Origin of the sequence: Terriglobus saanensis SP1PR4 (assembly GCF_000179915.2) — a bacterium.
Lineage (GTDB): Bacteria > Acidobacteriota > Terriglobia > Terriglobales > Acidobacteriaceae > Terriglobus > Terriglobus saanensis.
The window spans coordinates 2,001,026-2,024,828 of sequence record NC_014963.1 but is presented as its reverse complement, the minus strand read 5'-3'; the positions used below and the strand labels follow the sequence as shown (position 1 = coordinate 2,024,828).

At 57.1% G+C, this 23,803-nt stretch carries 22 protein-coding genes, 1 other RNA gene and 1 pseudogene; 16 read left to right on the top strand and 8 right to left on the bottom strand.

The annotated features are described in order from the left end of the window. Positions 1 to 213: 213 nt before the first annotated feature. Positions 214 to 1,461 (bottom strand): MFS transporter, encoded by a 1,248-nt coding sequence (locus ACIPR4_RS08325; protein WP_013568215.1) that lies wholly within the window; start codon positions 1,459 to 1,461, stop codon positions 214 to 216. Positions 1,462 to 1,637: 176 nt separating this feature from the next. On the opposite strand from ACIPR4_RS08325, the gene ACIPR4_RS08320 reads away from it, so the two are divergent. Then, a complete protein-coding gene (locus ACIPR4_RS08320) occupies positions 1,638 to 2,231 on the top strand; it encodes a YceI family protein (RefSeq protein ID WP_013568214.1) in 594 nt (197 codons plus the stop codon). Between the two features lie 60 nt (positions 2,232 to 2,291). Here the strand turns inward: ACIPR4_RS08320 and ACIPR4_RS08315 are convergent, their stop codons facing one another. Beyond that, the gene (locus ACIPR4_RS08315; RefSeq protein ID WP_013568213.1) at positions 2,292 to 3,041 is read right to left on the bottom strand and encodes a response regulator transcription factor; all 750 of its coding nucleotides are present in this window, start codon (positions 3,039 to 3,041) and stop codon (positions 2,292 to 2,294) included. A 5-nt stretch (positions 3,042 to 3,046) separates the two neighbouring features. Further along, on the bottom strand, positions 3,047 to 3,394 hold the full coding sequence (locus ACIPR4_RS08310; protein WP_013568212.1) for a PilZ domain-containing protein: 348 nt from the start codon (positions 3,392 to 3,394) through the stop codon (positions 3,047 to 3,049). A gap of 168 nt (positions 3,395 to 3,562) precedes the next feature. Here ACIPR4_RS08310 and yihA point away from each other — a divergent pair, with 168 nt between their 5' ends. Beyond that, complete coding sequence (yihA, locus tag ACIPR4_RS08305) at positions 3,563 to 4,177, top strand: ribosome biogenesis GTP-binding protein YihA/YsxC (protein ID WP_013568211.1); 615 nt, start codon at positions 3,563 to 3,565, stop codon at positions 4,175 to 4,177. Here the strand turns inward: yihA and ACIPR4_RS08300 are convergent. Beyond that, a complete protein-coding gene (locus tag ACIPR4_RS08300) occupies positions 4,174 to 4,683 on the bottom strand; it encodes a DinB family protein (RefSeq protein WP_013568210.1) in 510 nt (169 codons plus the stop codon). The two genes, yihA and ACIPR4_RS08300, sit on opposite strands and share 4 nt — an antisense overlap. A gap of 56 nt (positions 4,684 to 4,739) precedes the next feature. Between ACIPR4_RS08300 and ffh the strand changes: the two genes are divergently transcribed. Then, positions 4,740 to 6,122 (top strand): signal recognition particle protein, encoded by a 1,383-nt coding sequence (gene ffh, locus ACIPR4_RS08295; RefSeq protein ID WP_013568209.1) that lies wholly within the window; start codon positions 4,740 to 4,742, stop codon positions 6,120 to 6,122. Between the two features lie 2 nt (positions 6,123 to 6,124). Next, positions 6,125 to 6,811 (top strand): peroxiredoxin family protein, encoded by a 687-nt coding sequence (locus tag ACIPR4_RS08290; RefSeq protein ID WP_013568208.1) that lies wholly within the window; start codon positions 6,125 to 6,127, stop codon positions 6,809 to 6,811. On the opposite strand, the gene ACIPR4_RS08285 is transcribed toward ACIPR4_RS08290, so the two are convergent. The 3 genes from ACIPR4_RS08285 to msrP form a co-directional block, all read right to left on the bottom strand. Then, entirely contained in the window at positions 6,799 to 8,934 is a 2,136-nt protein-coding gene (locus ACIPR4_RS08285; protein ID WP_013568207.1) for a DUF1800 domain-containing protein, read from the bottom strand. The genes ACIPR4_RS08290 and ACIPR4_RS08285 overlap by 13 nt on opposite strands. A 65-nt stretch (positions 8,935 to 8,999) precedes the next feature. After that, positions 9,000 to 9,698, bottom strand: coding sequence for a protein-methionine-sulfoxide reductase heme-binding subunit MsrQ (locus ACIPR4_RS08280; protein ID WP_013568206.1), 699 nt, complete (start codon positions 9,696 to 9,698; stop codon positions 9,000 to 9,002). Between the two features lie 14 nt (positions 9,699 to 9,712). Beyond that, positions 9,713 to 10,678 (bottom strand): protein-methionine-sulfoxide reductase catalytic subunit MsrP, encoded by a 966-nt coding sequence (gene msrP / locus ACIPR4_RS08275; protein WP_013568205.1) that lies wholly within the window; start codon positions 10,676 to 10,678, stop codon positions 9,713 to 9,715. A 145-nt stretch (positions 10,679 to 10,823) separates the two neighbouring features. Between msrP and ACIPR4_RS08270 the strand changes: the two genes are divergently transcribed. From ACIPR4_RS08270 to ACIPR4_RS08260, 3 genes are read left to right on the top strand one after another with little or no spacing between them, the layout of a single operon-like run. Further along, positions 10,824 to 11,597: a 2-keto-4-pentenoate hydratase gene (locus ACIPR4_RS08270; RefSeq protein ID WP_013568204.1), complete on the top strand. Its 774-nt coding sequence runs from the start codon at positions 10,824 to 10,826 to the stop codon at positions 11,595 to 11,597. An 18-nt stretch (positions 11,598 to 11,615) separates the two neighbouring features. Further along, positions 11,616 to 13,226 carry a malate synthase A gene (aceB, locus tag ACIPR4_RS08265; RefSeq protein ID WP_013568203.1) on the top strand — a complete coding sequence of 537 codons (1,611 nt, stop codon included), beginning with the start codon at positions 11,616 to 11,618 and terminating at the stop codon, positions 13,224 to 13,226. A gap of 23 nt (positions 13,227 to 13,249) precedes the next feature. Then, positions 13,250 to 14,200, top strand: a complete 951-nt coding sequence (locus tag ACIPR4_RS08260; protein WP_013568202.1) for an aldo/keto reductase — start codon at positions 13,250 to 13,252, stop codon at positions 14,198 to 14,200. 149 nt (positions 14,201 to 14,349) lie between these two features. Here ACIPR4_RS08260 and ACIPR4_RS08255 read toward each other — a convergent pair whose 3' ends face one another. Further along, entirely contained in the window at positions 14,350 to 14,745 is a 396-nt protein-coding gene (locus ACIPR4_RS08255) for a VOC family protein (RefSeq protein WP_013568200.1), read from the bottom strand. 146 nt (positions 14,746 to 14,891) lie between these two features. Here ACIPR4_RS08255 and ACIPR4_RS08250 point away from each other — a divergent pair, with 146 nt between their 5' ends. The 9 genes and pseudogenes from ACIPR4_RS08250 to ACIPR4_RS08215 all read left to right on the top strand — a co-directional run bounded on the left by ACIPR4_RS08250 (position 14,892) and on the right by ACIPR4_RS08215 (position 23,786). Continuing rightward, positions 14,892 to 15,242, top strand: coding sequence for a MarR family winged helix-turn-helix transcriptional regulator (locus ACIPR4_RS08250; RefSeq protein WP_187290268.1), 351 nt, complete (start codon positions 14,892 to 14,894; stop codon positions 15,240 to 15,242). A 92-nt stretch (positions 15,243 to 15,334) separates the two neighbouring features. Next, positions 15,335 to 16,267, top strand: coding sequence for a non-homologous end joining protein Ku (ku, locus tag ACIPR4_RS08245; protein WP_013568198.1), 933 nt, complete (start codon positions 15,335 to 15,337; stop codon positions 16,265 to 16,267). Between the two features lie 12 nt (positions 16,268 to 16,279). Continuing rightward, positions 16,280 to 19,147, top strand: coding sequence for a DNA ligase D (ligD, locus tag ACIPR4_RS08240; RefSeq protein WP_144312365.1), 2,868 nt, complete (start codon positions 16,280 to 16,282; stop codon positions 19,145 to 19,147). Positions 19,148 to 19,227: 80 nt separating this feature from the next. Then, positions 19,228 to 19,581: a transfer-messenger RNA gene (gene ssrA, locus ACIPR4_RS22100) on the top strand. 891 nt (positions 19,582 to 20,472) lie between these two features. Next, complete coding sequence (locus ACIPR4_RS08235) at positions 20,473 to 20,943, top strand: tyrosine-type recombinase/integrase (protein ID WP_041585997.1); 471 nt, start codon at positions 20,473 to 20,475, stop codon at positions 20,941 to 20,943. Between the two features lie 349 nt (positions 20,944 to 21,292). After that, positions 21,293 to 21,535 carry a prevent-host-death protein gene (locus ACIPR4_RS08230; RefSeq protein ID WP_041585996.1) on the top strand — a complete coding sequence of 81 codons (243 nt, stop codon included), beginning with the start codon at positions 21,293 to 21,295 and terminating at the stop codon, positions 21,533 to 21,535. Continuing rightward, positions 21,532 to 21,959: pseudogene (locus ACIPR4_RS08225) on the top strand (PIN domain-containing protein). Before ACIPR4_RS08230 ends, ACIPR4_RS08225 begins: the two are co-directional and overlap by 4 nt. Before the next feature lie 106 nt (positions 21,960 to 22,065). Next, positions 22,066 to 22,455, top strand: coding sequence for a BlaI/MecI/CopY family transcriptional regulator (locus ACIPR4_RS08220; protein ID WP_245536491.1), 390 nt, complete (start codon positions 22,066 to 22,068; stop codon positions 22,453 to 22,455). Further along, a complete protein-coding gene (locus ACIPR4_RS08215; RefSeq protein WP_013568194.1) occupies positions 22,452 to 23,786 on the top strand; it encodes a M56 family metallopeptidase in 1,335 nt (444 codons plus the stop codon). The genes ACIPR4_RS08220 and ACIPR4_RS08215 overlap by 4 nt, the downstream gene beginning before the upstream one ends. Positions 23,787 to 23,803 lie beyond the last annotated feature (17 nt).

Sequence of the window (23,803 nt, the reverse complement as noted above, 5' to 3'; positions counted from 1 at the left end):
CAACAACGCCCACGATCGGGATCTGGTTCGTGGGCATGCGCAACATCTGAATTCGATCAGAGCGTCTTCAATTCCAGACACGCTCGAAGGAACGCGCGAACCCCAAACATACGCAACAACAGCGCACATTCGTCGCACCCATCACTTCGGCATAAAAATTCATAACTACTTTAGGTTAAATGCTGCATTGGCACAGGTCAAACGTCCCATAGGTCAGGCCAGCTTCATCTCCTCGCCCTTCCGCTCTCGACCTGCCGCAGCCAACCCCGCCACGATGAGCGCAACCACAACCACCGTCCCCGCCATCACAATCGTCATCCCTCCAAACCGCGCTGCGAGCGCCGCTTGAAACACAGCATTCCGAGACGTGATCAGGTTCCCAAGCTGGTACGCCAGTCCCGGAAACGTCGCGCGTACGGCAGAAGGCGAAAGCTCGTTCAGATGCGCCGGAATGACGCCCCACGCACCCTGCACCATGAACTGCATCAGAAAACCACCGATCATAACGACACCCATGGAGTGCGTATAGGCCCAAAGCGGAATCATCGGGATGGCAAGCAGGGCGGCCAGAACAATGGCCTTCCGCCGCCCTAACTTCTCCGAGAGCGTGCCTACGCAAATCCCGCCGAAGAGCGCTCCCAGGTTAGCGATAATCGCAATCTTTCCCACCTCGGCAGCGGCAAATCCCTTGGTCTTCTCCAGGAATGTGGGGTAGAGATCCTGACTTCCATGGCTGAATGCCGTGAATGCGGTCATTAATAAGACCAAGAACAAAAAGGACGGTAGATAAGCTCCGACCTGGCTCCATTGGAACTTTGGCTTGACCGGATCGGCCTTGCCTTCTTTCCATGCCGGTGACTCATCCACACCCATGCGGATGAAGAAGACAAGCGCGGCCGGAAACGCACCGATCATGAACATCACCCGCCAGTTCGTCAACATGCCATGGCTATGCAGATGCGGAAAGACAAGCCAGTAGACCGCTGCAGCTAAAAGATTTCCGCAAACGTACCCCTCTTGCAACAGGCCGCTGAAGAATCCTCGCCCCTTTGGAGGAAGCGTCTCAAACGCCAGCGCTGCACCCACGCCCCACTCTCCACCCATCGCTATGCCGAATAGCCCGCGACAGACCATCAGCCAGCCGAGCGTGGGCGCAAATGCACTTGCCAGCTCAAAGACGGCAAAACTGATCACATTGAGCATCAGTGTGGGTTTTCTACCCCACCGCTCTGCCATGGCGCCAAAGAGGAGCGCTCCGACCGGCCTCATCGCCAGGGTCCAGAAGAGGCACTCCGCCACTTTTTTGATGCCAACAGAAAAATCTGCGGCGATCGCGGAAAGGCAGTAGGTCAGGATAAAAAAATCAAACGCATCCAGTGTCCAGCCAAGAAAACAAGCGACAAAGGCATTCCGCTGCTTTACTGTGAGTTGCTGAAAGTTTTCCAGGATCCCGCTTGCCATATCTGCGGAATGCTACCAGCTTCCGCCCGATCCACCTTCAGGAAGTTTTTTGGTCTGATTTCAGCCTTTCTTATGAGATAAATAAACGGAAGAATCCAACAGGTGTCGTCTTACATCCATTACAGCTGCCAGCCATAAGGCACAATCAGGACGCAAGTCCTTCAAGGAGTCCGACCATGAAACCTCACCTCAATCGGCGTAGTGCTATTTTTGCACTCGCTCTCGCATCGCTTTCTCTCGCTCTGCCCTCCTTCGCACAGGTTTCCAACTGGAAGATCGACCCGGCCCACTCCAGCGTGAACTTTCAGATCCGCCATCTCGCCGTCTCCAACGTTCATGGCGCCTTCTCGAAGGTAACTGGAGATGTTGTTTGGAATGAGAAAGATCCGGGCAAGTCGAGCGTCATCGCCACCATCGATGCCACAACCGTCAACACCGACAACGACAAGCGCGATGGACATCTCAAGAGCCCCGACTTCTTCGATGTAGCCAACTTCCCGACCCTGACCTTCAAGTCCACCTCGGTGAAGAACGTCAACGGCAAGCTGCAGCTGATCGGCGACCTGACCCTCCACGGCCAGACGAAGTCCGTTACGCTCGATGTCGACGGTCCTGTCCCGCCTCAGACCAATAACGGAAAAACTGTCAGTGGCTTCTCGGCAACTGGCCTGATCAAGCGCTCTGACTTCAACTTTGGTCCTAAGTTCGCTCCTCCTACCGTTGGCGACGAGATTAAGTTCACGATCGACCTCGAAGTCGATAAACAGTAACTCCCTGTAACAGACGAGGCGCGCCGATCTGGCGCGCCTCGTTGTAGTTTCGCGGGACCTCTAAACGACCTTCGTCACCATCTCGGTTGTCGGTTCTTCTACCGCATAGCGCTTCAGCAACTGGTGGTGCATGCAGTAAAGAGCCAGCTCCAGCCGGTCGCTCACCCCCAGCTTGTCGTAGACCTTGCGGAGATAGTTCTTGATCACCTGCTCCGTGGTTCCGATCTGATAGGCGATCTCTTTATTCCGCATGCCCCGCGTGATACAGCTAATGATGGCAAGCTCCTTCGGCGAGAGCTTCGGTTGTGAGCGCGGATTCATCAACTGAACCGCCTGTGATCGGTACGCCTCAATCACCCAGCTGACCGATTGATTGTCGATCCAGGTCTCGCCCGCCGCGATCTTCCGAACGCATTTGATCAGCAGGTCTGGGGAAATGGAGCGCGGAACGACACCCCGCACACCACGACGGTACATCTCTACCGTATTCGCTTCGTCAGACTCCAGCACCTGAACGATGATTTTGGCCTGTGGCGCACGCCGCACCAACTCCGGAATGGCATCCACCGCACCGGCCATCAGTTGACCTTCGATGACTACGACATCCGTCGGATAGCGCTGTAACGCGGTGTACAGGTTTGCCAGTGTTTCGGCCTGCGCGATGACACGCATGTCATCTTCCAGCGCAAAGACCTTCCGCAGGCCGACGCGGTAAATGGCCTGTGAGTCGGCCAGAATAATGCGGACCCCTCCGGAAAAACCGTCCTCATCTTCCGTGCCATCTTGATCGTTACCAGGAAATTCAGACATTTTAGCTAAGCCCTTAAAAAATATTCGTCGATCACGGCTGCAGCCCGCAGCGTCTGGCCCGATCGATCATGACGAACGATTCGTCCTACGCAATGCACCACCACGTCATTTTCGTGGCCCATGATGGCAGCCGGCATCATCATGGTGAACTCCACCCGGCTATCGACCGCAGGCAGTTTCGCCACGGAAAACAGGACGCCGTTGGCGGAAACATCCTCAGTCGTTGCGGTCAACTCCCCTTCATCCGTATCCAGGATGAGTTCTAACCGAAGGGGAAAGCGAACCGCCGTACGTATCGGGTCGACCGCAGGCCCTGCCTGCTTGCCGCTGTCTATGTCTTGTAGGTTACGCACAATACCTCGGGAGGTTACTGTAGTTACTCCAAAGTTTATGCGAACCAATTTGAATTACAAGACTAAAGATACTTAAGATGCAGAATCTGGATCAGACGTCTTGTGCGATCAAAGTGGCGTAGCGCTTGATCATAAGGCCGACAGTTTATCCCCGACTACAATGAAAGGATGCGCCTCACCCCCCGTTTCCTGCTCTCAGCCTTCGACGAAGCACACTTCCCCAAGGAAGCGCAGACGCACAACGCCCCCGAGGTCGCCTTCCTCGGCCGGTCGAATGTAGGCAAATCGTCCCTGATCAATGCCCTTCTGGGCGGCACGCAGGCTCGCGTCTCCTCCACCCCAGGACGCACGCGCTCCATCAACTTCTTCGGTCTCTATGACGATCCGAGGCCCCAGCCCGAGGTTATCTTCGCGGATCTTCCCGGATACGGCTACGCCAAGATCTCCAAATCCATCTCCGCGGAGTGGTCAGGCTTCATCGATCCCTATCTCGCCGACCGCGAAACGCTTGCGCTCTGCATCTGCCTGGTGGACACCAATATTCCTCCGCAGCCGCCCGATACGCAGCTCATCAACTATCTGCGCGAGATCCGCCGCCCTTTCCTCGTCGTCGGAACCAAGAGCGATAAGCTTTCAAACAACACGCTCGGCAACTCGGTGCTGGCTCTGAAAAAAGGCCACGGCGTGGACGAAGTGATGCCCTGCTCAGTGAAAGATCAGCGCAACATTAAGCACCTCTGGGCGCGCATTCTGGCTACACGCGACAAGCCCTTCGTCGACTAGCTCCGCAGAGATGCGACGACCTTCGCCGTCGTGATCGCCTGCCCGACGTGCCGCTGTGTATGTTCGGCCACGTGGATCAGGATGCTGCCGACGGTAGTCGGAATCGCCGCACGTCCGAGGCCGCGAGGCGTATTCAGATCTACAGACTGCAGAGCCGATCGTCGTTGCAATGTTCTAGCGAGAGTTCCCTCAAACTCCGCAAATAGCTCCACCTTGGTCGGAGATGGCTCACTTTCCGTTCGAAGTGCCGAAAACTGCGCTTCACTCAGAGGATTCCCCTCCGCATAGGTCATCAGCCGGTCGAGACTCCGAGCAATATGCCGCACTTGAAACGCAACCGACGGAAGTCCATGCGGCCGGGATTCAAGCTCCTCCAGCGTGAGTGGCTTGCACCAGGCTTCAATATCCTCTCCGGCCTGCTCCAGGGCATGGAGCACGGCACGGTGGACCACAGGAATGTCGGTATGCGTTTGGCGAAGCCAAGGCTCGGGTTGGGGCGCTGCCATGCGGTTTTTCTCCTGGATCAGGATATCCCTGCGCGACTGATAAACTTGGAAGCGATATGTTTGAGAATCTTCAGGAAAAACTTCAGCGGGCCTTCAAGAACCTTCGCGGCCAGGGCACCATCACGGAAGAAAACATCACCGAGGCGCTGGTTGAGATCCGCCTCGCCCTTCTGGAGTCCGACGTTAACCTGAACGTCGTCGGGACGCTCATCGAACACGTCCGCGAGAAGGCGCTGGGAACGCAGGTTGCCACCGCGCTGTCCCCCACCGAGCAGGTCATCAAGATCGTTCACGATGAACTTGTGGAGATTCTCGGTCGCGATACGGCCCGTTTCAAGTTCGCCTCGCAGCCGCCCACCGTCATTCTGATGGCAGGCCTACAGGGTTCCGGAAAGACTACCACCAGCGGCAAGCTGGCGGCCTGGTTGAAGAAGGGCGGACATCGCCCCATGCTGGTCTCCGTCGACGTCTATCGTCCCGCGGCGCGTCAGCAGCTTGAGATCGTCGCCAAGTCCATCAGCGCACAGATCTATCTCGGCGATTTGAAGGGAGAGCCAGCAGGCACGCCTCTCGTCGAACGTCTTGCACGCGAAGCCAAGCGCGAAGCTGCAAACTTCGGCTGCGATGTTCTCATCGTCGATACCGCCGGACGTCTCGGCATCGATCAGCCGCTGATGGACGAGATGGCTTCCCTGAAGAAGCTGCTCAACCCTAGCGAAATCCTCTTCGTCGCCGACGCGATGACCGGACAGGACGCGGTCAACTCCGCTGACGCCTTTCACAAACAGCTCGGCATCACCGGCGTCGTCCTCACCAAGATGGACGGCGACGCACGCGGCGGCGCGGCACTTTCGATCCGCAACGTCACCGGTGCTCCGGTCAAGTTCATCGGCACCGGCGAAAAACCGGACGCCTTTGAAGCCTTCCATCCCGACCGTATCGTCTCGCGCATCATGGGCATGGGCGACGTCGCTACCCTGCTCGAACGCGCGGAAGAAAAACTCGATCGCGGCAAGAGTGAAGAGTTTGCCAAGAAGGCTCTCTCCGGAGATGGCTTCTCGCTCGAAGACTTCCGCGATCAGCTGCGCCAGATCAAAAAGCTCGGATCGATGCAGTCGATCATGAAGATGCTCCCGTCGGTCGGTCCCTTCCAGGGCCTGCAGGCCGCGGCAGAGAACGTGGACGAAGGCCAGCTCACGCGTACCGAAGCCATCATTAATTCCATGACGGCGCGCGAACGAGCAAACCACGAGATCATCTCAGGCCAGCGCCGCAAGCGCATCGCACGCGGCTCGGGAACCTCCGTGCAGGACGTCAACAACCTTCTCCGCCAGTACGCGCAGATGCGCAAGATGTTCAAGGGCATCGGCTCGGGTGGCGGCAAGATGCAGCGTCGCCTGATGAGTCAGATGGGCGGCATGAACCGCTTCGGCCGGTAGTGATGTCCGCGCTGCAGCCGCGTCTCGACGAGATCACGCAGAACACACGGAAGCTTGTGCAAGAAGAACGTCTTGCCATCGGCGAACGTGCGGTTGCAGACCTCTTCGAGAGCGGCATCGAAGACCGAGCGCTCAAGGTGGGGGACACTGCACCCGCCTTTGCTCTCCCCGACGCCATCAGCGGAAAAATCATCAGATCCAGCGACCTGCTTTCGCTCGGTCCGCTCGTGATCAACTTCTTCCGTGGCCGTTGGTGCCCCTACTGCGTCACGGAACTGGAGACGTGGCGCGACCTGCAGCCTCGGCTCCGCGAACTGGGCGGACTCGTCGTCGCCATCTCTCCGCAGACGCTGAGGCAGAGCGACTTCACCGTGCAGCAGCATGGCATCCCCTTCCCGCTTTTGCGCGATGAGGGCTGCACGCTGGCGGAAAAGTTCGGTGTGGCTTATGCGCTCACGCCCGAGATGCAGCGGTACTACCGCTCCATCCTTGTAAATATTCCTTTTATTAATGCTGGGCGTAACGTCATGGCTTCCGCGGATGCGGCACTGGAGCGAGATTGGATGCTTCCTATTCCCGCGACCTTCGTGGTGAACCGTGACGGTGTCATTACCTTCGCCGAAGCACATGCAGACTTCCGCGTTCGCCCCGAACCGGAAGAGGTCCTCGCGGCGCTTCAGCGTAGTTGAAACTCCGGCGCTCCTAGAACCAGCGCCGTCAGCATATCGAGCGTGGACGCCGAGTTGGCCGCGCCTGCTGATGCAGATTGATGCAGCTGCTGCAGGATAAGGCCATTCGTCTGCGCCGAAACCTCTCCACCGACCAGCGTAGTCTCCAGAACGGAAAGAGCCAGTTCTGCCCCGGTTCCCGTAGCTACGGAACTTGCGCCAGTGGCTGCAGTGATGCCGGGCGTTGCAGCGTCTTCCATCTCAGAATCTGAAGTCCGCTGTGAAATGCGTACTTCACGCACCTTGGCGGCGGACGGTGCCCCGTTCAATGGTGCGGCCTTTACACTTGCGCGCGAGGCGATGGTGGATGGGGTCGTCCCTGCGGGTTGAGACATCAGCCCCAGCGCGAGCAGACGCGACGAATCGAAGCGCTGTCCACCGAACTTCCCGGCCGTAAGCATCAGGGCGAAGTTCAGACGGTCCAGCAGAGCGCCGGTGTTCATCCACTTGTCTGCCGTAATGTAATAGCCCGTCGGTGGAAGAGCGCGATAGAGCCCCATACCCATTCGGTCGATCGACTGGACTATCACGCCGGGGTTCGTTGGATCGGTCGCCGTGGTGCGAAAGGTCGACGCGACAAACTCCACCGGCGTCTTCACCTTGTTCCGGAAGTACTTGCGAGAGTTGAACTCCGGCGACTGCACCAGCGTTCGCAGCATGGCACGAATGTCTCCGTCCGTGCTCATGTAGGTCTGGGCGATGCGGTCGACGGCAGGTGCCGGAGGATCGTCTGCAAGGAAGCGCTGCGCGAGCTTCCACGCGATGAAGTGAGCGGTCTTCGGGCTCGCTGCCAGCGCCTTGAGCGCCGTTGTACCCTCATCTGCCTCACCTGCCGGAATGGTCTGCCCCAGCCACTGCTTTGGTCCGGGTTCATGCTTCTTCGGGTCGAAGAGATACGGTCCAGCAAGCTCTGGATGATCGACCGACCAGCCCGTAAGCACCGCCGCCAGGCTGGTGACATCCGCCTGGGAGTAACCGCCATTCACCGAGAGCGTATGAAGCTCCATCACCTCGCGTGCATAGTTCTCATTCAGTCCGCGATTGCCCCGTTTGCCATTCGCGTTGTTTCCACCATTTGCGGGTGAGTTGGGTCCTATGGAAAGCCAGTTATCGAGATAGACCAGCATCGCCGGGCTCGTGGCCGTGGCCATGAGCAGGTCACTGAACTTACCCAGAGCGTTCTTGCGGATGACGTCCCGCTCGTAGGCCGTCGTGTACCACTGGTCGGAGTCTTTCGGAGCGTAGATATTGAAGTGGTTGAACCAGAAATCCGCCATAACCGCCTGCAACTGGCGTTCGGAGAGGATGTCCCGCAAAATGCGTGCCTGCGTCAGTTCGTTCAGGGCCAGGTAGCTGGGCCCGACACCGGCCGCCATGCAGTTGAAGTACTCGCGCTCGCGTGGAGTAAAGTCCGCCATGAGCGTGGTCTTCTGCTGTCCCGCGACATTCAAGGTAAAGGCGGCGCGGTCCGCAACCGGCAGGGCCAGCAGCGCCTTCATCCGCTCCCCCTTGGGAAGAGAGAAAAGCTGCCCGGCGATGCGCGATGCTGTGGCCTTGTCGATCTCTTTCTGCGGATCTACCGTCCCCGCCGGGGCGGCAGCCGCTGCATTGAGTTGCGCCGTACGTTTGGCATCGCGTTCGAGTTGCAGTTTGTAAAGCTGCACCTCATAGACTGCGGCGAGCTGGGGATCGGTTGGAGGCTGCGCCTTGCCGTCTGCGATGCGGGTAATCGTTCCGCGATCCGGGAAAGTTGCCAGCACCTGTGGCGACGTCATGTTGAGCGTGGGATAGTCGCGCAGCCTTCGTTCAAGATCGCCATCCGGAATCGCCGCTGGTTTGAGCTGCTGCTCGAACCACTTGTCGGGACCATCTGGCCCCGCAGCTACCAATTTCTCCACCTCGCCCGGCCTCACTCCAAAGGTGAAGCGATCCAGAAACTGCGATGCCCTCTCTCGCGCAGAGAGCGGAGCGCTTGCAACGGCCTGTACTTTGACCTTGGCCTTCGGCTTACGCTCCGCCGCATGGGCTGAGACCGCGATCATCGTGCCGAGAAGTACGAATCTACTGGCGGACCGAAGGCGCATGCAAACTCCTGTCGCCCATGGGCGAGTCCACGGTAAAGACGCGATCCCAAGGAGAGAAGTTGCGCCTAACGTGATACGGCTACTTTAGGCCTTCCCTGAGCAAAACGCTTTTGCAGCGACCAAAGGATGCGCAGACCGAGCAGAATCGCCAGCACCAGGCCGTCTTTCCACCACTCCAGATTGCCCTTTTTCAGCGTCCACGCAAAATGGATGACCGCCAGCACCGCAGCCGCATAAACAGAGCGATGCAGCGTCTGCCAGGGCTTTCCACCCATCTTCCGCATCACCCACTGCGGAGAAGTAATCGCCAACAGGAACAGAATGAACCACGCTAGCAGGCCGACCTGGATGAAGCGCCGCTTCTGGATATCGGTCACCATGACCGGCCAGACGGCCCGCCACTGCTCCGCAATCCCATGGAAATCATGGATTCGCAGATTACTGAACGCTCCCGCAATGTCGAAGCCGGAGAAGAGAAAGACATACGTCGCCAAGTGCAGCGTGGCATAGAAGAATGCGTAAAGGCCAAGCATTCGGCGAAACCGGATCAGCCAAGCCAGCTTCGACGAGATCCGCCGCACCGGTGTAATCGCCAGCGACAGCAGCAGCATGTACATCGCCCAGTTGCCCGTAAAGTGCGTGATGTGGGCGACCGGGTCGGCGCCGAGGTTTCCCTGCTGTGCCTGTCGCACAAGCGCAGCCACTGGAAGCAAGCAGAACAGAAAAACCAGAGGCTTCAGAAGACGGATCGCGTTGTTGTTCATCGTTCCTTGGCGAGCTAAAAGTTTTTATTCAAGTCCATGCCGTTATACAGGCTCGCCACCTGGTCCGCATATCCGTTGAACGGAAGCGTCTTGATGGTGCGAGGAAACAGCGCAGCATCGATATGACGCTCCTGGCTCTGGCTCCAGCGTGGATGACTGTGGTTCGGGTTCACGTTGGAGTAAAAGCCGTACTCGCTGGGGGCCTGATCGTTCCAAGTGGTTGGCGGCTGCTTGTCGAGGAAGCGGATCTTGACGATCGACTTTGCCGACTTGAAGCCATACTTCCACGGGACAATAATCCGAACCGGCGCGCCCTGCTGGTTCTCCAGCGTCTCGCCATACGCGCCAAAGGTGAGCAGCGTCAGAGGGTGCATCGCCTCGTCCATGCGCAGACCTTCGCTGTACGGCCAGTCATAGCTGTCCGGACGCTCCGGCTGCTGCTTGTGATCGTCGAGCGACAGGAACTGCACGTACTTCGCGCTTGGCAGAGGGTTACATGCCTTGATGAGCTCCGAAAGAGAGTATCCGACCCACGGAATCACCATGCTCCACGCTTCCACGCAGCGGAAGCGATAGGTGCGGTCCTCCAGTGGACGGTAGCCTGCCAGCTGATCGATGTCGAAGGTCAGAGGCTTTTGCACCTTGCCTTCGATGGAGATCGTCCACGGACGGGTGCGCAGGTTCTTCGCATAGTGCGAGGGATCGGACTTGCCTGTCCCGTATTCATAAAAGTTGTTGTACGTGATCGCCTTCTGCTTCGGGGTCGGAGCTTCGGGAACCGTATATTGGCTCTGAACTGTTGGCAGCTTGTTCGAGGCCTGCACCACGCCCGTCGAAACGTAGGGTGGCAGGCCGTGCCGCAGCTCGTAGGCTGCACCCGCCGCCGCGAGACCTCCGAAGATGAGATTGCGGCGATTGAGAAATCGTTCGCGTGGCGTAATCTCGGATGATTTGAATTCGGGGGACTTTCCGATAAGCATGAGTGCTCCTAACCTGCAATGATATGACGCCACTCATCGTGTCTTCGAATCTCTTTTCCTCTCACTTTCACACACCATAGGTTGCGCATCCCCTTTCTCTAAGCCAGACTGTAAGGCGACGCAATCAGCGGCGAGGATTCGATTTATGTTTTCGGACGAAAGAAAGAAAGAACTTACCAGCGTTGCAGACGCCCTGCGCGAAGCCCGCCAACACGGCAAACCACTCGCTTCGGTCCACGAAGCCCACACGCCCCAGACGCTGGATGAGGCCTACTTCATTCAGGACTCCATCGCTCCCACCTTCGGCCCCAACGGCGGCTGGAAGGTCGGCGCACCCTCGGCTACGGATACTCCCTTTTTCGCCCCCATGCCCAAGGCCTGGATGAAAGAGAACGCGAGCATCCTCTCGGACGCTCGCCACCGACTCCGCGGCGTCGAGGCAGAGATCTCCTTCCTGATCGGCCAGGATCTTCCGCTACGCCCCGAGCCTTACACCCGCGAAGAGGTGATTGCGGCCATCGCCAGCGCGCATCCCGCCATCGAAGTCCTCGAAGCCGGTCTGGAAGACCCACGTACCGCGCCTCGTATGGCGATGTTCAGCGATATGCAGATGCACGGCGGCTTCGTCCCCGGCCCCACGATCGCCAACTGGCAGACCATTGATTGGAGCAAGGAGAGCGTGACCCTGGCCATCGACGGCAAAATCGAGATGGAACGCACCGCCTCCAACCCCGGCGGGACCGACCTCCTTCGCCTCATGCTGCATCTCGTCAACGAAGGATCCGCCCGTACCGGCGGCCTCCACAAGGGGGACTGGATCACCACCGGTAGCTGGACCGGAGCGACCTGGGTCCAGCCAGGCGCAAAGATCGATGTGCAATTCACCCATGCAGGCCACGTCAGCCTGCAGTTCGCATAAAACTTCAGGAGAAAACAAATGCCAACCCATCTGGACGGAGTGGAGTTCAAAGCTCCCATCACCGGCGCATGGAATGAGATTCTCACCCCCGAGTCCATCGCATTTCTTGCGGATCTGCAGCGCCTCTATAACGGCAAGCGGAAAGAGCTTCTTGCCGCACGCATCGAACGCCAGAAGAAGATCGATGCAGGCATTCTCCCCGATTTTCTTCCGGAGACTGCAGACATTCGCGCCGGGGACTGGAAGGCTGCGCCCATCCCTGCCGATCTGCAGGACCGTCGCGTAGAGATTACCGGCCCTGTCGATCGCAAGATGATCATCAACGCCCTCAACTGCGGAGCGAAGGTCTTCATGGCGGACTTTGAAGACTCCACGACGCCCACCTGGAGTAACGTCCTCGACGGCCAGATCAATCTCCGCGACGCCGTGCGTCGTACCATCACCTTCTCGGACGAGAAGACCGGCAAACAGTACGCGCTGAAAGAAAATCCGGCTGTCCTCTTCATCCGCGCGCGTGGCTGGCACCTCGAAGAGCAGCATATGCTCGTTGACGGCGAACCGATGTCCGGTTCCATCTTCGATTTCGGTCTTTACTTCTTCCACAATGCGAAAGAACTTCTTTCGCGTGGCAGCGGACCGTATTTCTACCTGCCCAAGATAGAGTCGCATCGAGAAGCACGCCTTTGGAACGATATCTTCGTCCGCGCCCAGGAGCAGCTTGGCGTAGAGCAGGGCTCCATCCGCGCTACGGTCCTCATCGAGACCATCCTTGCCACCTTCGAGATGGACGAAATCCTCTACGAGCTCCGCGACCATTCCGCTGGCCTCAACTGCGGCCGCTGGGACTATATCTTCAGCTTTATCAAAAAGCTCTCCGGGGATAAAAGCATCGTCCTCCCCGACCGTGGACAGGTCACCATGACCACCCACTTCATGCGCAGCTACTCAAAGCTCGCCATCAAAACCTGCCACCACCGCCAGATCCACGCCATGGGTGGCATGAGCGCCTTCATCCCGATTAAGTCCGACGCAGAAGCGAATGACCGCGCCCTTGCTCAGGTTCGCGCCGACAAGGAACGCGAAGCCTCCGACGGCCACGACGGCACATGGGTCGCTCATCCCGGCCTTGTGCCTATTGCGCTTGAGGTCTTTGACCGCCTGATGCCCGGACCGAACCAGATCTCGAAGCAGCTCGACGACTACACCGTGACAGCAGCAGATCTTCTCCGCATTCCCGAAGGAACCATCTCCGAAGCAGGCGTTCGGCAGAACGTCGCCGTGGGTCTCGGCTATCTCGAAGCCTGGATGCGCGGCATCGGCTGCGTTCCTCTCTTCAATCTGATGGAAGACGCCGCCACGGCGGAGATCAGCCGCGCTCAGCTCTGGCAGTGGGTCCACCACAACGCCAAGCTGGACGATGGCCGCTCCGTGACAGCCGACATGGTCGGCGGAGTTATCGACTCCGAACTCACCGCAGCCCGCGAAAAGGTCGATGATCAGCGCATGGCCGCCTACGAAAAGGCAGCAGAACTGATGCGCCAACTCGTCCGCTCGGATACCTTCACAGACTTTCTTACCCTCCCCGCCTACGACCGCATCATGAAGGAAGAGACCTTCGCCACCGCTTAGGCAAACCCCAGGAGCTTTTCGCAATGCAGAAAAAACGTCTCGGCAACAGTGACATGGAGATCAGCACTATCGGCCTGGGAGCATGGGCCATCGGCGGGCCCGGCTCGAAGATCAGCTGGGGTCCGCAGGATGATAACGACTCGATCGCCGCCATTCACAAGGCCATTGACCTCGGCGTCAACTGGATCGACACCGCTCCCGCCTATGGCCTCGGCCACTCGGAAGAGGTCGTCGCCCGCGCTCTCAAAGGCCATTCCAACAAGCCCTATGTCTTCACCAAGTGCAGTCTTCTGTGGGATGAAGCAGGAGAGATCCACAACGACCTATCGCAGATTCGGCAGGAATTGGAAAACAGTCTCCGCCGCCTTCAGACCGACACCATCGATCTCTACCAGATGCATTGGCCCAAGCCCGAGGAACAGATCTCAGAAGCCTGGAGCACCATGGCCAAACTTCAGCAGGAAGGCAAAGTCCGCTGGATAGGCGTCTCCAACTTCTCCGCTGCACAGATGGAACTCGTAGGCAAAATCGCGCCGATTACGTCTAACCAGCCGCCCTACTCCATGATCAACCGCGCCATTGAGGCGGAAGTCCTTCCCTACTCCGCCGTACACAACATCGGCACCATCGCCTATGCTCCCATGCACTCCGGCCTGCTGACCGGGGCCATGACGCGCGAGCGCATCGCCGCCTTTCCGGAAGACGACTTCCGCAAGCGGGCCAAGAATTATCAGGAGCCACAGATCACGCGTAACCTGGCCATCGCCGATTTACTGAAGCAAATTGGCGCGGGCCACAACGTCCCTGCCGGTGTCGTCGCGATTGCCTGGACCCAGCGCAATCCAGCCGTCACCGCTTCCATCGTCGGTGGCCGGAACGCTCAGCAGGTCGAACAGATCGTCACTCATAGCGGGTTTCGTCTTTCAACCGACGAACTCGCACAGATTGATACCTTCCTGGCTGAGCATCCATAACCCCGTGCCCCATTCTTTGCGCAGCTTTACCCCGCAAAGGGTGGGGTCGCGCGGAGCGTACCAACAGATTGCAAAGGGATGCGCTTCGCTCATTACCCACTCATCGCGATAAAACTGCGATGAAATGGGGCACCCGACAGCTTCTGAATTTACTGTCCTCTCTCCAACTCACTCATAAGTCCAAGCGTGTTGCCCGCCGGGTCCTTCACGAATGCCATCCAGAGATCGTGGCTCTTCATCCTGGCCACCAGGTGCGGCTTCTGCAGAAATGCAATTCCGCAAGATTCCAAAGAACTCGACGTCGCTTCAAGATCGGCAACTCGAAAGTAAGCGATCGTTCCCTCTGAACCGGACGGCTTTTCCCCCTGCCCGATCATCACGCGTATCGTGCCGCATTGGAAGAAGGCCATCGTTCCAGCATCGAACAGGAATTTTAGCCCCAGGATCTCCTGATAGAAGGTTTTGGCCTCCGCCAGATCATTCACCGTAAAAGCAATCTGCGCGATTTCCTTTAGTTCTACATCTGTATGCGTCTTCAAAGTCATAGCAATCTCCAATCGTTAGCATTGCTAATGAATTATGATAACAACGCGAGGACCTGTCAACGAAAAATCAACCCAATCCTGAGAAACTGGCAGAGGAACTCCATTCCACCGCCATCCACCTGCTGCGCAAACTACGGCGGGCTGATGTGGAGAGCGGAACAACCGCACCACGCCTTTCGGCACTCTCGATGATCGTATTCAACGGACCTATCACCCTGGGAAAACTGGCGGAGGCGGAACAGGTCCGTCCGCCGACGATGACGCGCATCGTCCGCGCCCTGGAGGAACAGGCACTCGTTCTGAAAACGAGAGACGAAGACGACGGTCGGCAGATTCATATTTCCGCCACCATCAAGGGGAAAAGGCTGCTCCTCGACGGCCGTAACCGCAGGGTGCAGGTGCTCGCCGATCTCATCAAGGAGGTCAGTGAAGAGGAGCAGGCAAATCTACTCTCGGCGCTGGGCACAATGCAGAATCTGATCAAAAGAATGAGCTAAGCGCTGTAGACAGTTACACTCGCAGGCATCGGCAAACCCATCGGATGAATCGTACTTTGTACGCGAAAACTCGTTCGCGTGCGAGGTGTGGTGTGGCGCGTCCCTACTGGTCCGGTCAAATTCAGATCTCCCTGGTCTCCTTTTCTGTCAGCTTCTTTGTCGCAACCGAAGCAAAGAGCGAGATTCACTTCCATCAGATCCATCGTGGTAGCGGAGAACGTGTCCGCCACCAGAAGGTCTCTTCCAATGACGACGCGCCCGTCGAGAAATCCGACATCGTCAAAGGCTACGAGTACCGCAAGGGCGAGTACATCCAGATCGAGCCCGAAGAGATCGAAAAGCTGCGCGTTCCTTCGAAGCACACCATCGACGTCCAGCAGTTTGTTTCGATGGATGAAATCGACCCCGAGTACTTTGAAAAGCCTTATTTCGTGACGCCCCAGGGCGATAAACAGGTGGAAGCCTTCATCGTCGTACGGGAGGCGCTGAAAGCGTCCAACAAGGCCGCACTGGGAAAGATCGCCTTCGGTGGACGTGAGCATGTGCTTGCCATTACTGCGGCGGGCACCGAGGAGCATCCCGGAATGATGGCTTACACCATGCGCTACGCCGAGGAGCTTCGCGATCCTGCAACCTACTTCTCGGACATCAAAAAGGTCAAAGTCGAGAAGGACCAGCTTGAACTCGCGCAGGAACTCATCAAGCGAAAGACGGCGAAGTTCGATCCTTCCCAGTTCCACGACGAGTACGAAGCTGCTTTGAAGGAGATGGTCGAAGCCAAGGTGGAGAATAAGCCTATCCCACAGGATGAAGAACCCGCTCCGGCACGAGGCAAGGTCATCAACCTGATGGATGCCCTTCGCAATAGCTTAAAGTCTGACGCGAAGGAATCGACAAAAGTTGAAGAAAAAGAACGGAAAGTAACTAAAAAGCAGATACCAAAAGCCAGTGGCAAAGGTCCGACATTAGTACCTGCGAAAGGTAGCAAGGTAGCGGCAAAAACGGCACGTCGTAAATCAGCGTAGGGATGGATGAAGATGGCGACTGCAAAAAAGGCCCCGGCAAAGAAGTCTGCCACAAAGAAAACCGCAACGGAAAAAGCGGCGAAGAAGGTCTCTGCAAAGGCGGCGGTCAAGTCTGCGTCCCCAAAAACCGCCGTGAAGAAAGCGGCGGCAAAGAAAGCCGTTCCTTACGCTGACGCGGGCGATCAGATCGACACTCAGCTAGCTCGCTATCGCTCCATGCGGAATTTTGGTGTCACGGCGGAACCGAGCGGAGGTTCGAAATCTTCCAAGCTGAAGAGCGACGCTTTCCCCTTCGTCATCCAGAAACACGCCGCCTCCCATCTTCACTATGACTTTCGTCTTGGCTGGAATGGTGTGCTGAAAAGCTGGGCTGTCGCTAAAGGACCGAGCTACTTCACCGGCGATCGCCGGCTTGCCGTGCAGGTGGAAGATCACCCCATGGAGTACGGCGGCTTTGAAGGCATCATCCCCAAAGGGCAGTACGGCGGCGGGACGGTTATGGTCTGGGACCAGGGCACATGGGAGCCGCATGTCGATGTGGACGAAGGTCTGTCCAAAGGTACCCTGAAGTTCGCTATGAACGGCACCAAGATGAAGGGCAACTGGACCCTGGTCCGCATGAACAACATGTCTGGGAACAAACCCAACTGGCTGTTGATTAAAGAACATGACGAGTTCGAACGCACCAAGGACGATCCCTGCGTCACGGCGGAGGAACCGAACTCCGTGGTCACAGGGAGGTCGCTCGAACAGATTGCCGCCGCCGAAACGCACGTATGGCAGTCGAACCGTACGAAGAACGCGGGCCAGGCATGGTTCCGCAACGACGACACGCAGGTGGGCTCCGACCAAACAGAAGCACCAGAGACTGAAGCCGTTGTAAAAGCTGCCCCTAAAGAAGATAAAAAAAAAGCCTCGGAAAAGGTTATTGATCTCAAAGCCAAGTTAGCTCCTCTTCCAAAGGAAAAACTGCCTGACTTCATCGCGCCTCAGCTGGCCTCTCATGCCGATACGCCACCGGAACATGGCGATTGGCTGCATGAGCTTAAGCTTGATGGTTACCGTATTCAGGCACGCAAGCAGGGAGACAAGATCCAACTGCTCACGCGCACCGGTCTGGACTGGACGCATCGCATGAAGCCTGTGGCTGAAGCTCTGCGAAGTCTCAAAGCTAAAGATGCGCTTGTCGATGGCGAAGTCGTCGTGCTGGATGAGAGCGGCATCTCCAGCTTCGCAAAGCTACAGGCCTCCTTCGAACAGGGAGAGAAGCATCCGATGACGTACTTTGTCTTCGACCTGCTCCATCTGGACGCAGCCGACACGCGCAAGCTGCCACTCAGAGAGCGCAAGTCGCTCCTCACAGCGATCCTTCCCTCCTCCACTGAAATTCAGATGAGCGAACATCTCCACCTTGACGGAGGGTCCGTTTTCCAACACGCCTGTGAGCTGCACGCTGAAGGCATCATCTCCAAGCGCGCAGATGCGCCATACACTCCCGGACGCAACGCGAGCTGGGTCAAATCGAAGTGTGTCCGCGAGCAAGAATTCGTTATTGGGGGCTTCACGCTTCCCTCCAACGATACTTACGGGATCGGTTCCCTTTTGCTGGGCTACTATCGCGACGGAAAACTGATCTATGCAGGGCGCACCGGTACGGGGTTCACCCAGAAGATCCATCGCATGCTGCGCGACAAGCTTGAGGGTCTTCGCACAAAATCCGTAACCTTCGATCAGATCCCAGCCGTGGCCAAGCGCGATGCGAACTGGGTCAAACCGGAACTCCTTGCGCAGGTCCGCTTTGCCACATGGACTGCGGACGATCTTGTTCGCCAAGCCTCGTACCTTGGCCTCCGCGAAGACAAGCTCGCCGCTGACGTCCGCCGCGAAGAAGCCACCGTGGCTCCTAAGCCCAGATCGGCACGAGTCTCCGTGAAAGTTCCGAGTGCGAGCATCGCCGCCAAGGTCGCTCCTGCAAAGGCCAAGAAGGCTAAATCGGAAGATGCACCACGCACCACGGTGCCGGTTCGCCTGACGCATCCAGAGAAGATCCTGGACGAGACCACGGGAATCACCAAGCTTCAGCTGGCGGAATACTACTGGGCCATTGCGGAGCACATGCTTCCGCACATTGAAGACAGGCCACTTTCGCTCGTTCGCTGCCCGGAAGGAAGCGGTAAGCCGTGTTTCTTTCAAAAGCACACCAACCACATGCTTCCACCCGGGATCGGGAGCGTGATGGTTCCCAACAAGAAGACCGGGGAACCGGAGTCGTACATCACACTCAATACTGCGGAAGCACTCGCGGGTCTGGCCCAGATGGGCGTGCTCGAAGTCCATCCCTGGGGATCCAAAAACTCGGATCTGGAACATCCCGACCGGATCATTATCGACCTGGATCCGGACGAAGCCATTACGTGGAAGCAGCTCTCCGATAGCGCGGAGAGCGTTCGCAACGGTCTGGAAACGATCGGCTTGAAGAGCTTTCTCAAAACCACCGGAGGCAAGGGCCTTCACGTCGTCATTCCCATGACGCCGAACCATGACTGGACACAGGTAAAAGCTTGGTCCCACGCCTTCGCGCAAGCCTTCGAGAAAGAACAACCGGACCTCTACCTGACCAAGATGACCAAGTCCGCGCGCAAGGGAAAGATCTACATCGACTACCTTCGCAACGAACGCGGCGCTACCGCCGTGGCCCCCTTCTCTCCACGAGCTCGTCCGGGCGCTACCGTCTCTGTTCCTTTGGCATGGAAAGAGCTTGCTTCGCCCAAGCATCCGGCTTTCAGCATTCAGGATTTTGAGAACTGGAAGGCGCGTTTGAAGTCCGATCCGTGGAAGAACATGCAAGGGATCAAGCAGACGCTTCCAGGACTTTCTTAGATAGGCCTTTTGAGCGCTTATAATGAATACAGATCTTTGCAGTGCTGCAAATGCACCTGTAGAAGCATCTCCACAAGTGTGGGGGCGTCACGGCTTCGACGGGATTGCTTGTGGTAGAGAGGCATGCCGGGGTGTGGACACCCGTAATCGCTCACAAAAACTATAAGTGCCGAACCTCAATTCGCGCTTGCTGCTTAATTAATTAAGTAGCCGTTTTCCATCGGCTTCGCCTACGGGCTGGTGGCGAGCGTCGCACTGTAGGCTGGTCCAACGCGCTCCGCCTGTGCGCCGAGGATGAGATCGATCAGGCTGGTCTCAGGCGTTTCTTCGTCCGTTCCAAGCGCTCGAGACGAGACTAACGAACGTGAAAAAGCATGAAAGCTCTCTGCTATTGGTAGTTTCGGACGTGGGTTCGACTCCCACCGCCTCCACCATACCTAAACTGTTTATTATTATAAATTTACAAAGCGCGTTATAGCATTGTACAACGTTTGTACAATGGATCCAGCTGGGCGATTGCGAGATTGCTTGGCCGGAGACGTTTATGTTGTCGATTTACACTCGCCATTCTGCGCACTGTCCCCGTTCGGCCGACCGAAATTGGAAACGTTGCAGGTGCCCAAAGTGGGTTTGGGGAACGGTCAACGACGAGTTCATTCGTCGAAGTGCCAAGACGCGCAGCTGGGAACACGCTGAAGAATTTCGTCGCAATCTCGAACAAAAATTGATCCCGGCTCCGGCTTTCCACACGTTAGAAAATTCCCCAACCCACTTCATTCCTCCTGCAGATCCTGTCCAAGCTGGTTCACGGCCATCTCACCGAGTGCAATCTCAAGAGAGGAAACGAATCACAATCCAATTTGCCGTCGATAAATATTTGACCGATGCCAGGAGCCGAGATCTGGAGAAATCCACTCTCTCGAAGCTTGAAACGACGTTCCGGAAGCAATTCCTCATCTGGGCGATAGGCGAAGGCTTTGAATACTTGGACGAGATTGATCTGGATGCAGTCCAGAACTTTCGCTCTACATGGACGGATGGTGCCCTCGCAAAATCGAAAAAACAGGAGCGTTTGATTGGTTTCTTTTGGTCATGCGTCCGGCGTGGATACATCACCCACAACCCGACGCTAGAGATAGGAAAGATCAAAGTGGTCCATGTGCCAACCGACTACTTCCCCCGAGATGAATTCAATAAGATCGTGGATACGACCTATATCTACGGTGATCCACGCGGTGGATTCATTCCGCTTGAAGATCTCAGAATCCGCATCCGAGCCATGACACTGATCATGCGATGGAGCGGGACTTCGTATACGGGATGCCGTGACGCTGGAGAAGACGCGGCTACAGGGAGACGATCTCTTTCTCTATCAGGCAAAGACCGGAACACCCGTCTATGTTCCTCTGCCTCCTTTTGTCGTCAAGACGCTCAAGCAGCTGCCGCCAGGAGCCAAGCCAAACCCAAGATATTTTTTCTGGAGCGGAAATGGCGACCCCAAAAGCGCCGTTGCGAACTGGCAGCGAGCTTTTCGGAGGCTATTTGAGATCGCTGACATCAAGAGATTGGATGGCGCGCCCAAGCGCTGCCATCCCCATATGTTTCGCGATACCTTTGCGGTTGAAAATCTGTTGGCGGGCGTCCCGATCGACCAGGTCTCGTTGCTCTTGGGTCACTCATCGGTCAAGATAACAGAGAAGAGCTACGCGCCGTTCGTCAAAGCTCGCCAGTTGCAGCTGCAAGACAGCGTCCGCAATGCCTGGCACCTTGCCGATCCCGTGCTGTCCCGATCTTGAATGTAGCTTATCTTCTCTTTGCCTGTTGCCGAACCGACCGCGACCTCTGCCGTGACAGCTAATCCGTGTTGCGTAACTTGTTGATACCAGGCGTAGCGGATGGCTACCTGAGCGCCTTATTGGACCCACGGCAACGGTTATTGGCCCCTTATCGGACCCGCGACCTTTGCCCTCTGAACCTTTGCCCTGTCCCTCAGTTTGCAGGAGTTTTGGCCATTTTTACGTCGAATTTCAATCGCAAGTTCTGTCGCGCGACGGCAGGGGTGGCGGGTCCAGAATATCTTCCAAATGGTACACTTGTGTACGCACTGGTACTCAAGGAGTTGCTACGGAAGCCGTGAAGGTTGGAATGAGAGAGTTCCGCGACAAGCTCGCCACGTACCTTTTGGAATCAGAATCCCCCGTGGCGATCACCCGTCATGGAGATACGGTGGGCTACTTTATCCCTGCTCGCCGCAAGCGCAGCGATACAGACAAAGAAGCGTTGCGTGAGGCCTCGACCCGCTGGCAGGAAGTCTTGGATGCCGAGGGGATCTCTGAGGACGAAGCGGTCACCGGTTTTAATCGGTGGCGGACTAGGCAGAAGCGATGACAGATCAGAAGCGCCTTGTGCTCGACGCGAACATCCTCCTGCGAGCCGTCTTCGGCGTGCGCGTACGTAGCCTCCTCGAAACCTACGAAGACTCTGTATCGTTCTACGCTCCGGAGATCTGTTTTGCGGATGCACGCAAGTACATCCCTTCCATCTCGGAAAAACGCCGAATCGATCCTTCCCCTGGAATTCTGCTGCTCGATCACCTGTCGCGTTTGATTGAGGTGGTGGACAGAAGTCTTTATGAAGAGCACGAAGCCTCCGCGCGTGAGCGAATGATCTCCCGTGACGAAGAGGACTGCCGGTTGTCGCATCCGCACTTCTTTTGAAGTGCCCCATTTGGACTGAAGACCGGGACTTCTTCGGCAGTGGGATCTCCACTTGGACGAGTGAGACGATCGAACTATATTTGAAGAATGCTTAGCGAACCCATCAACTGTTGCCGCCTGGATGTTTTTGGGTGCGCTAACTAATTTATTAGTTGCCCGTCTCAACATTGCGCGAATATGCCGAGAAACCGTTCCAATACGTTGACCGAAGCCGAACTGAGACTGATGCGCCTGCTTTGGCGTTGCGGAGAGTGTTTCGTCCAGGATCTGGTTTCGGCTATGCCCGCGGAAGGCCGTCTCGCCTATAACTCTGTTCTGACGACGATCCGAATTCTCGAGACAAAGGGTTACGTCGAGCACAGGCAGGAAGGTCGCGCATTTCTGTATACCGCGGTAGTTGCGGAGGAAGATGCGCAACAGTCCGAAGTGCGGAACGTTATCAGTCGATTCTTCGGCGACAGCCGCGAACGTCTGATGCTCGCCCTTCTTGGCGGCGGAGACGTGAGCCTTGACGAATTACAAGCACTGAAGCGAGCCATCGCCGAAGCAGAAGCTGCCGCCGGACAAAAAACGAGGAGGAAAAGCAAATGATGCCATCCCTTCTTCATGTTTCTGCGTTGCTGACTGCGGGGTGCGTCGCGGGGCTGTGGCAAGGGCTTGTCATGGTGCTGATGGGCATAACACTGTGCAGCCTTATGCCGCGCGCTTCCGCGAGCCTTCGTCATTCCCTCTTGATCGCAATGTTCACTGGCGCCCTGTTTCTCCCGTTCATCAGTTTTCATGGAGGGGAAGCGGGCTCGGGGCAGCATAGCTTCCAACTTGCACCATGGGTCGGCGCTGCAATTGCTGCTGTTTGGCTGGCCGCTGCAGCTTTTCGCAGTGTTCAGCTCTACTTCGCATGGCATCATCTCTGCGCTGTTCAGCGGGCTGCCATTCCGGTGCAGGTGCAGGGCACAACCGCATTTGCTGCAGGTTCTCGCCGCGCTATCTTATGCAGTTCGCCGGACGTAGATTCACCAACGATTCTGGGTTTCCGCTCACCACGTCTACTACTTCCAGACTGGCTGGTGCCCCGGCTTTCTGAGAGCGAGCTTCAGCAAATTGCTCTGCACGAGTGTGAACACCTCCGACGCGGCGACGACTGGATGAACTTGGTACTGCAAGTGGGGCTCATTCTCTCGCCATTGAATCCGGGGCTGTTTTGGCTGAATCGCATCATCAGCAAAGAGCGAGAACTTGCCGTCGACTCCGCCGTTGTAGCTCAAACGGGAAAACCCCTCGCCTACGCTGCCTGCCTCACCCGGCTTGCGGAACAACGGCTGGGACACAGTCGTTTGCGTCTAGCGCTTACGGCCTGGGAGCGTAAGTCTGAGCTCGTACAACGCGTTCACGCTTTGTTAGATCAATCGTCTACCTGGACGCAAGCCCAATCCGCATGGGCTACTGCTACTGCTGCTGCCGTGTTGTTGACTGCGGTTAGCGGTATGGTGCATATACCCCAGCTTGTGCACGTTGGAGATGAGCCCGTGCAAGTCGCCGCCACTAAAGCATCCGTGGTGCCTGTTATGAATGTGGCGACGGTACCGACTAGCAATCAAATGGACACGTTCACTGGTGCGCGGGCGGAGCCTGCATCGTTCCGTGTGAGGTCTGCTCGATTCATCAAAGTTCGTGCGACACACAAGAAAGCATTCAGGAAGATGACGGGGCTCTCGACAGATTCGAGAGATTTCACGGTCCCGAACTCGAAGCACGCGCCGATGATGATGCGCACGCATTACACGCCATCGGGGGACGTCTCGACGATAGAAGATGACTCGGCATCACCGGCGACAGAACCAGTCCGACTGACGCCGGCCGTATTTTATAGGCATTATGTAGCCGTGCCGGTGTCGAGTGGCTGGCTGCTGATCGAACTGTAAGTTGAACCCACCTCACA

Coding starts and splice junctions, on each gene's coding strand:
- ACIPR4_RS08255 (WP_013568200.1), bottom strand. CDS start 14,745: ATGACTTTGAAGACGCATACAGATGTAGAACTAAAGGAAATCGCGCAG.
- ACIPR4_RS08260 (WP_013568202.1), top strand. CDS start 13,250: ATGCAGAAAAAACGTCTCGGCAACAGTGACATGGAGATCAGCACTATC.
- ACIPR4_RS08285 (WP_013568207.1), bottom strand. CDS start 8,934: ATGCGCCTTCGGTCCGCCAGTAGATTCGTACTTCTCGGCACGATGATC.
- ACIPR4_RS08270 (WP_013568204.1), top strand. CDS start 10,824: ATGTTTTCGGACGAAAGAAAGAAAGAACTTACCAGCGTTGCAGACGCC.
- ACIPR4_RS08230 (WP_041585996.1), top strand. CDS start 21,293: ATGAGAGAGTTCCGCGACAAGCTCGCCACGTACCTTTTGGAATCAGAA.
- ACIPR4_RS08300 (WP_013568210.1), bottom strand. CDS start 4,683: ATGGCAGCGCCCCAACCCGAGCCTTGGCTTCGCCAAACGCATACCGAC.
- yihA (WP_013568211.1), top strand. CDS start 3,563: ATGCGCCTCACCCCCCGTTTCCTGCTCTCAGCCTTCGACGAAGCACAC.
- ACIPR4_RS08320 (WP_013568214.1), top strand. CDS start 1,638: ATGAAACCTCACCTCAATCGGCGTAGTGCTATTTTTGCACTCGCTCTC.
- aceB (WP_013568203.1), top strand. CDS start 11,616: ATGCCAACCCATCTGGACGGAGTGGAGTTCAAAGCTCCCATCACCGGC.
- ACIPR4_RS08315 (WP_013568213.1), bottom strand. CDS start 3,041: ATGTCTGAATTTCCTGGTAACGATCAAGATGGCACGGAAGATGAGGAC.
- ACIPR4_RS08290 (WP_013568208.1), top strand. CDS start 6,125: ATGTCCGCGCTGCAGCCGCGTCTCGACGAGATCACGCAGAACACACGG.
- ffh (WP_013568209.1), top strand. CDS start 4,740: ATGTTTGAGAATCTTCAGGAAAAACTTCAGCGGGCCTTCAAGAACCTT.
- ligD (WP_144312365.1), top strand. CDS start 16,280: ATGGCGACTGCAAAAAAGGCCCCGGCAAAGAAGTCTGCCACAAAGAAA.
- msrP (WP_013568205.1), bottom strand. CDS start 10,678: ATGCTTATCGGAAAGTCCCCCGAATTCAAATCATCCGAGATTACGCCA.
- ACIPR4_RS08215 (WP_013568194.1), top strand. CDS start 22,452: ATGATGCCATCCCTTCTTCATGTTTCTGCGTTGCTGACTGCGGGGTGC.
- ACIPR4_RS08325 (WP_013568215.1), bottom strand. CDS start 1,461: ATGGCAAGCGGGATCCTGGAAAACTTTCAGCAACTCACAGTAAAGCAG.
- ACIPR4_RS08280 (WP_013568206.1), bottom strand. CDS start 9,698: ATGAACAACAACGCGATCCGTCTTCTGAAGCCTCTGGTTTTTCTGTTC.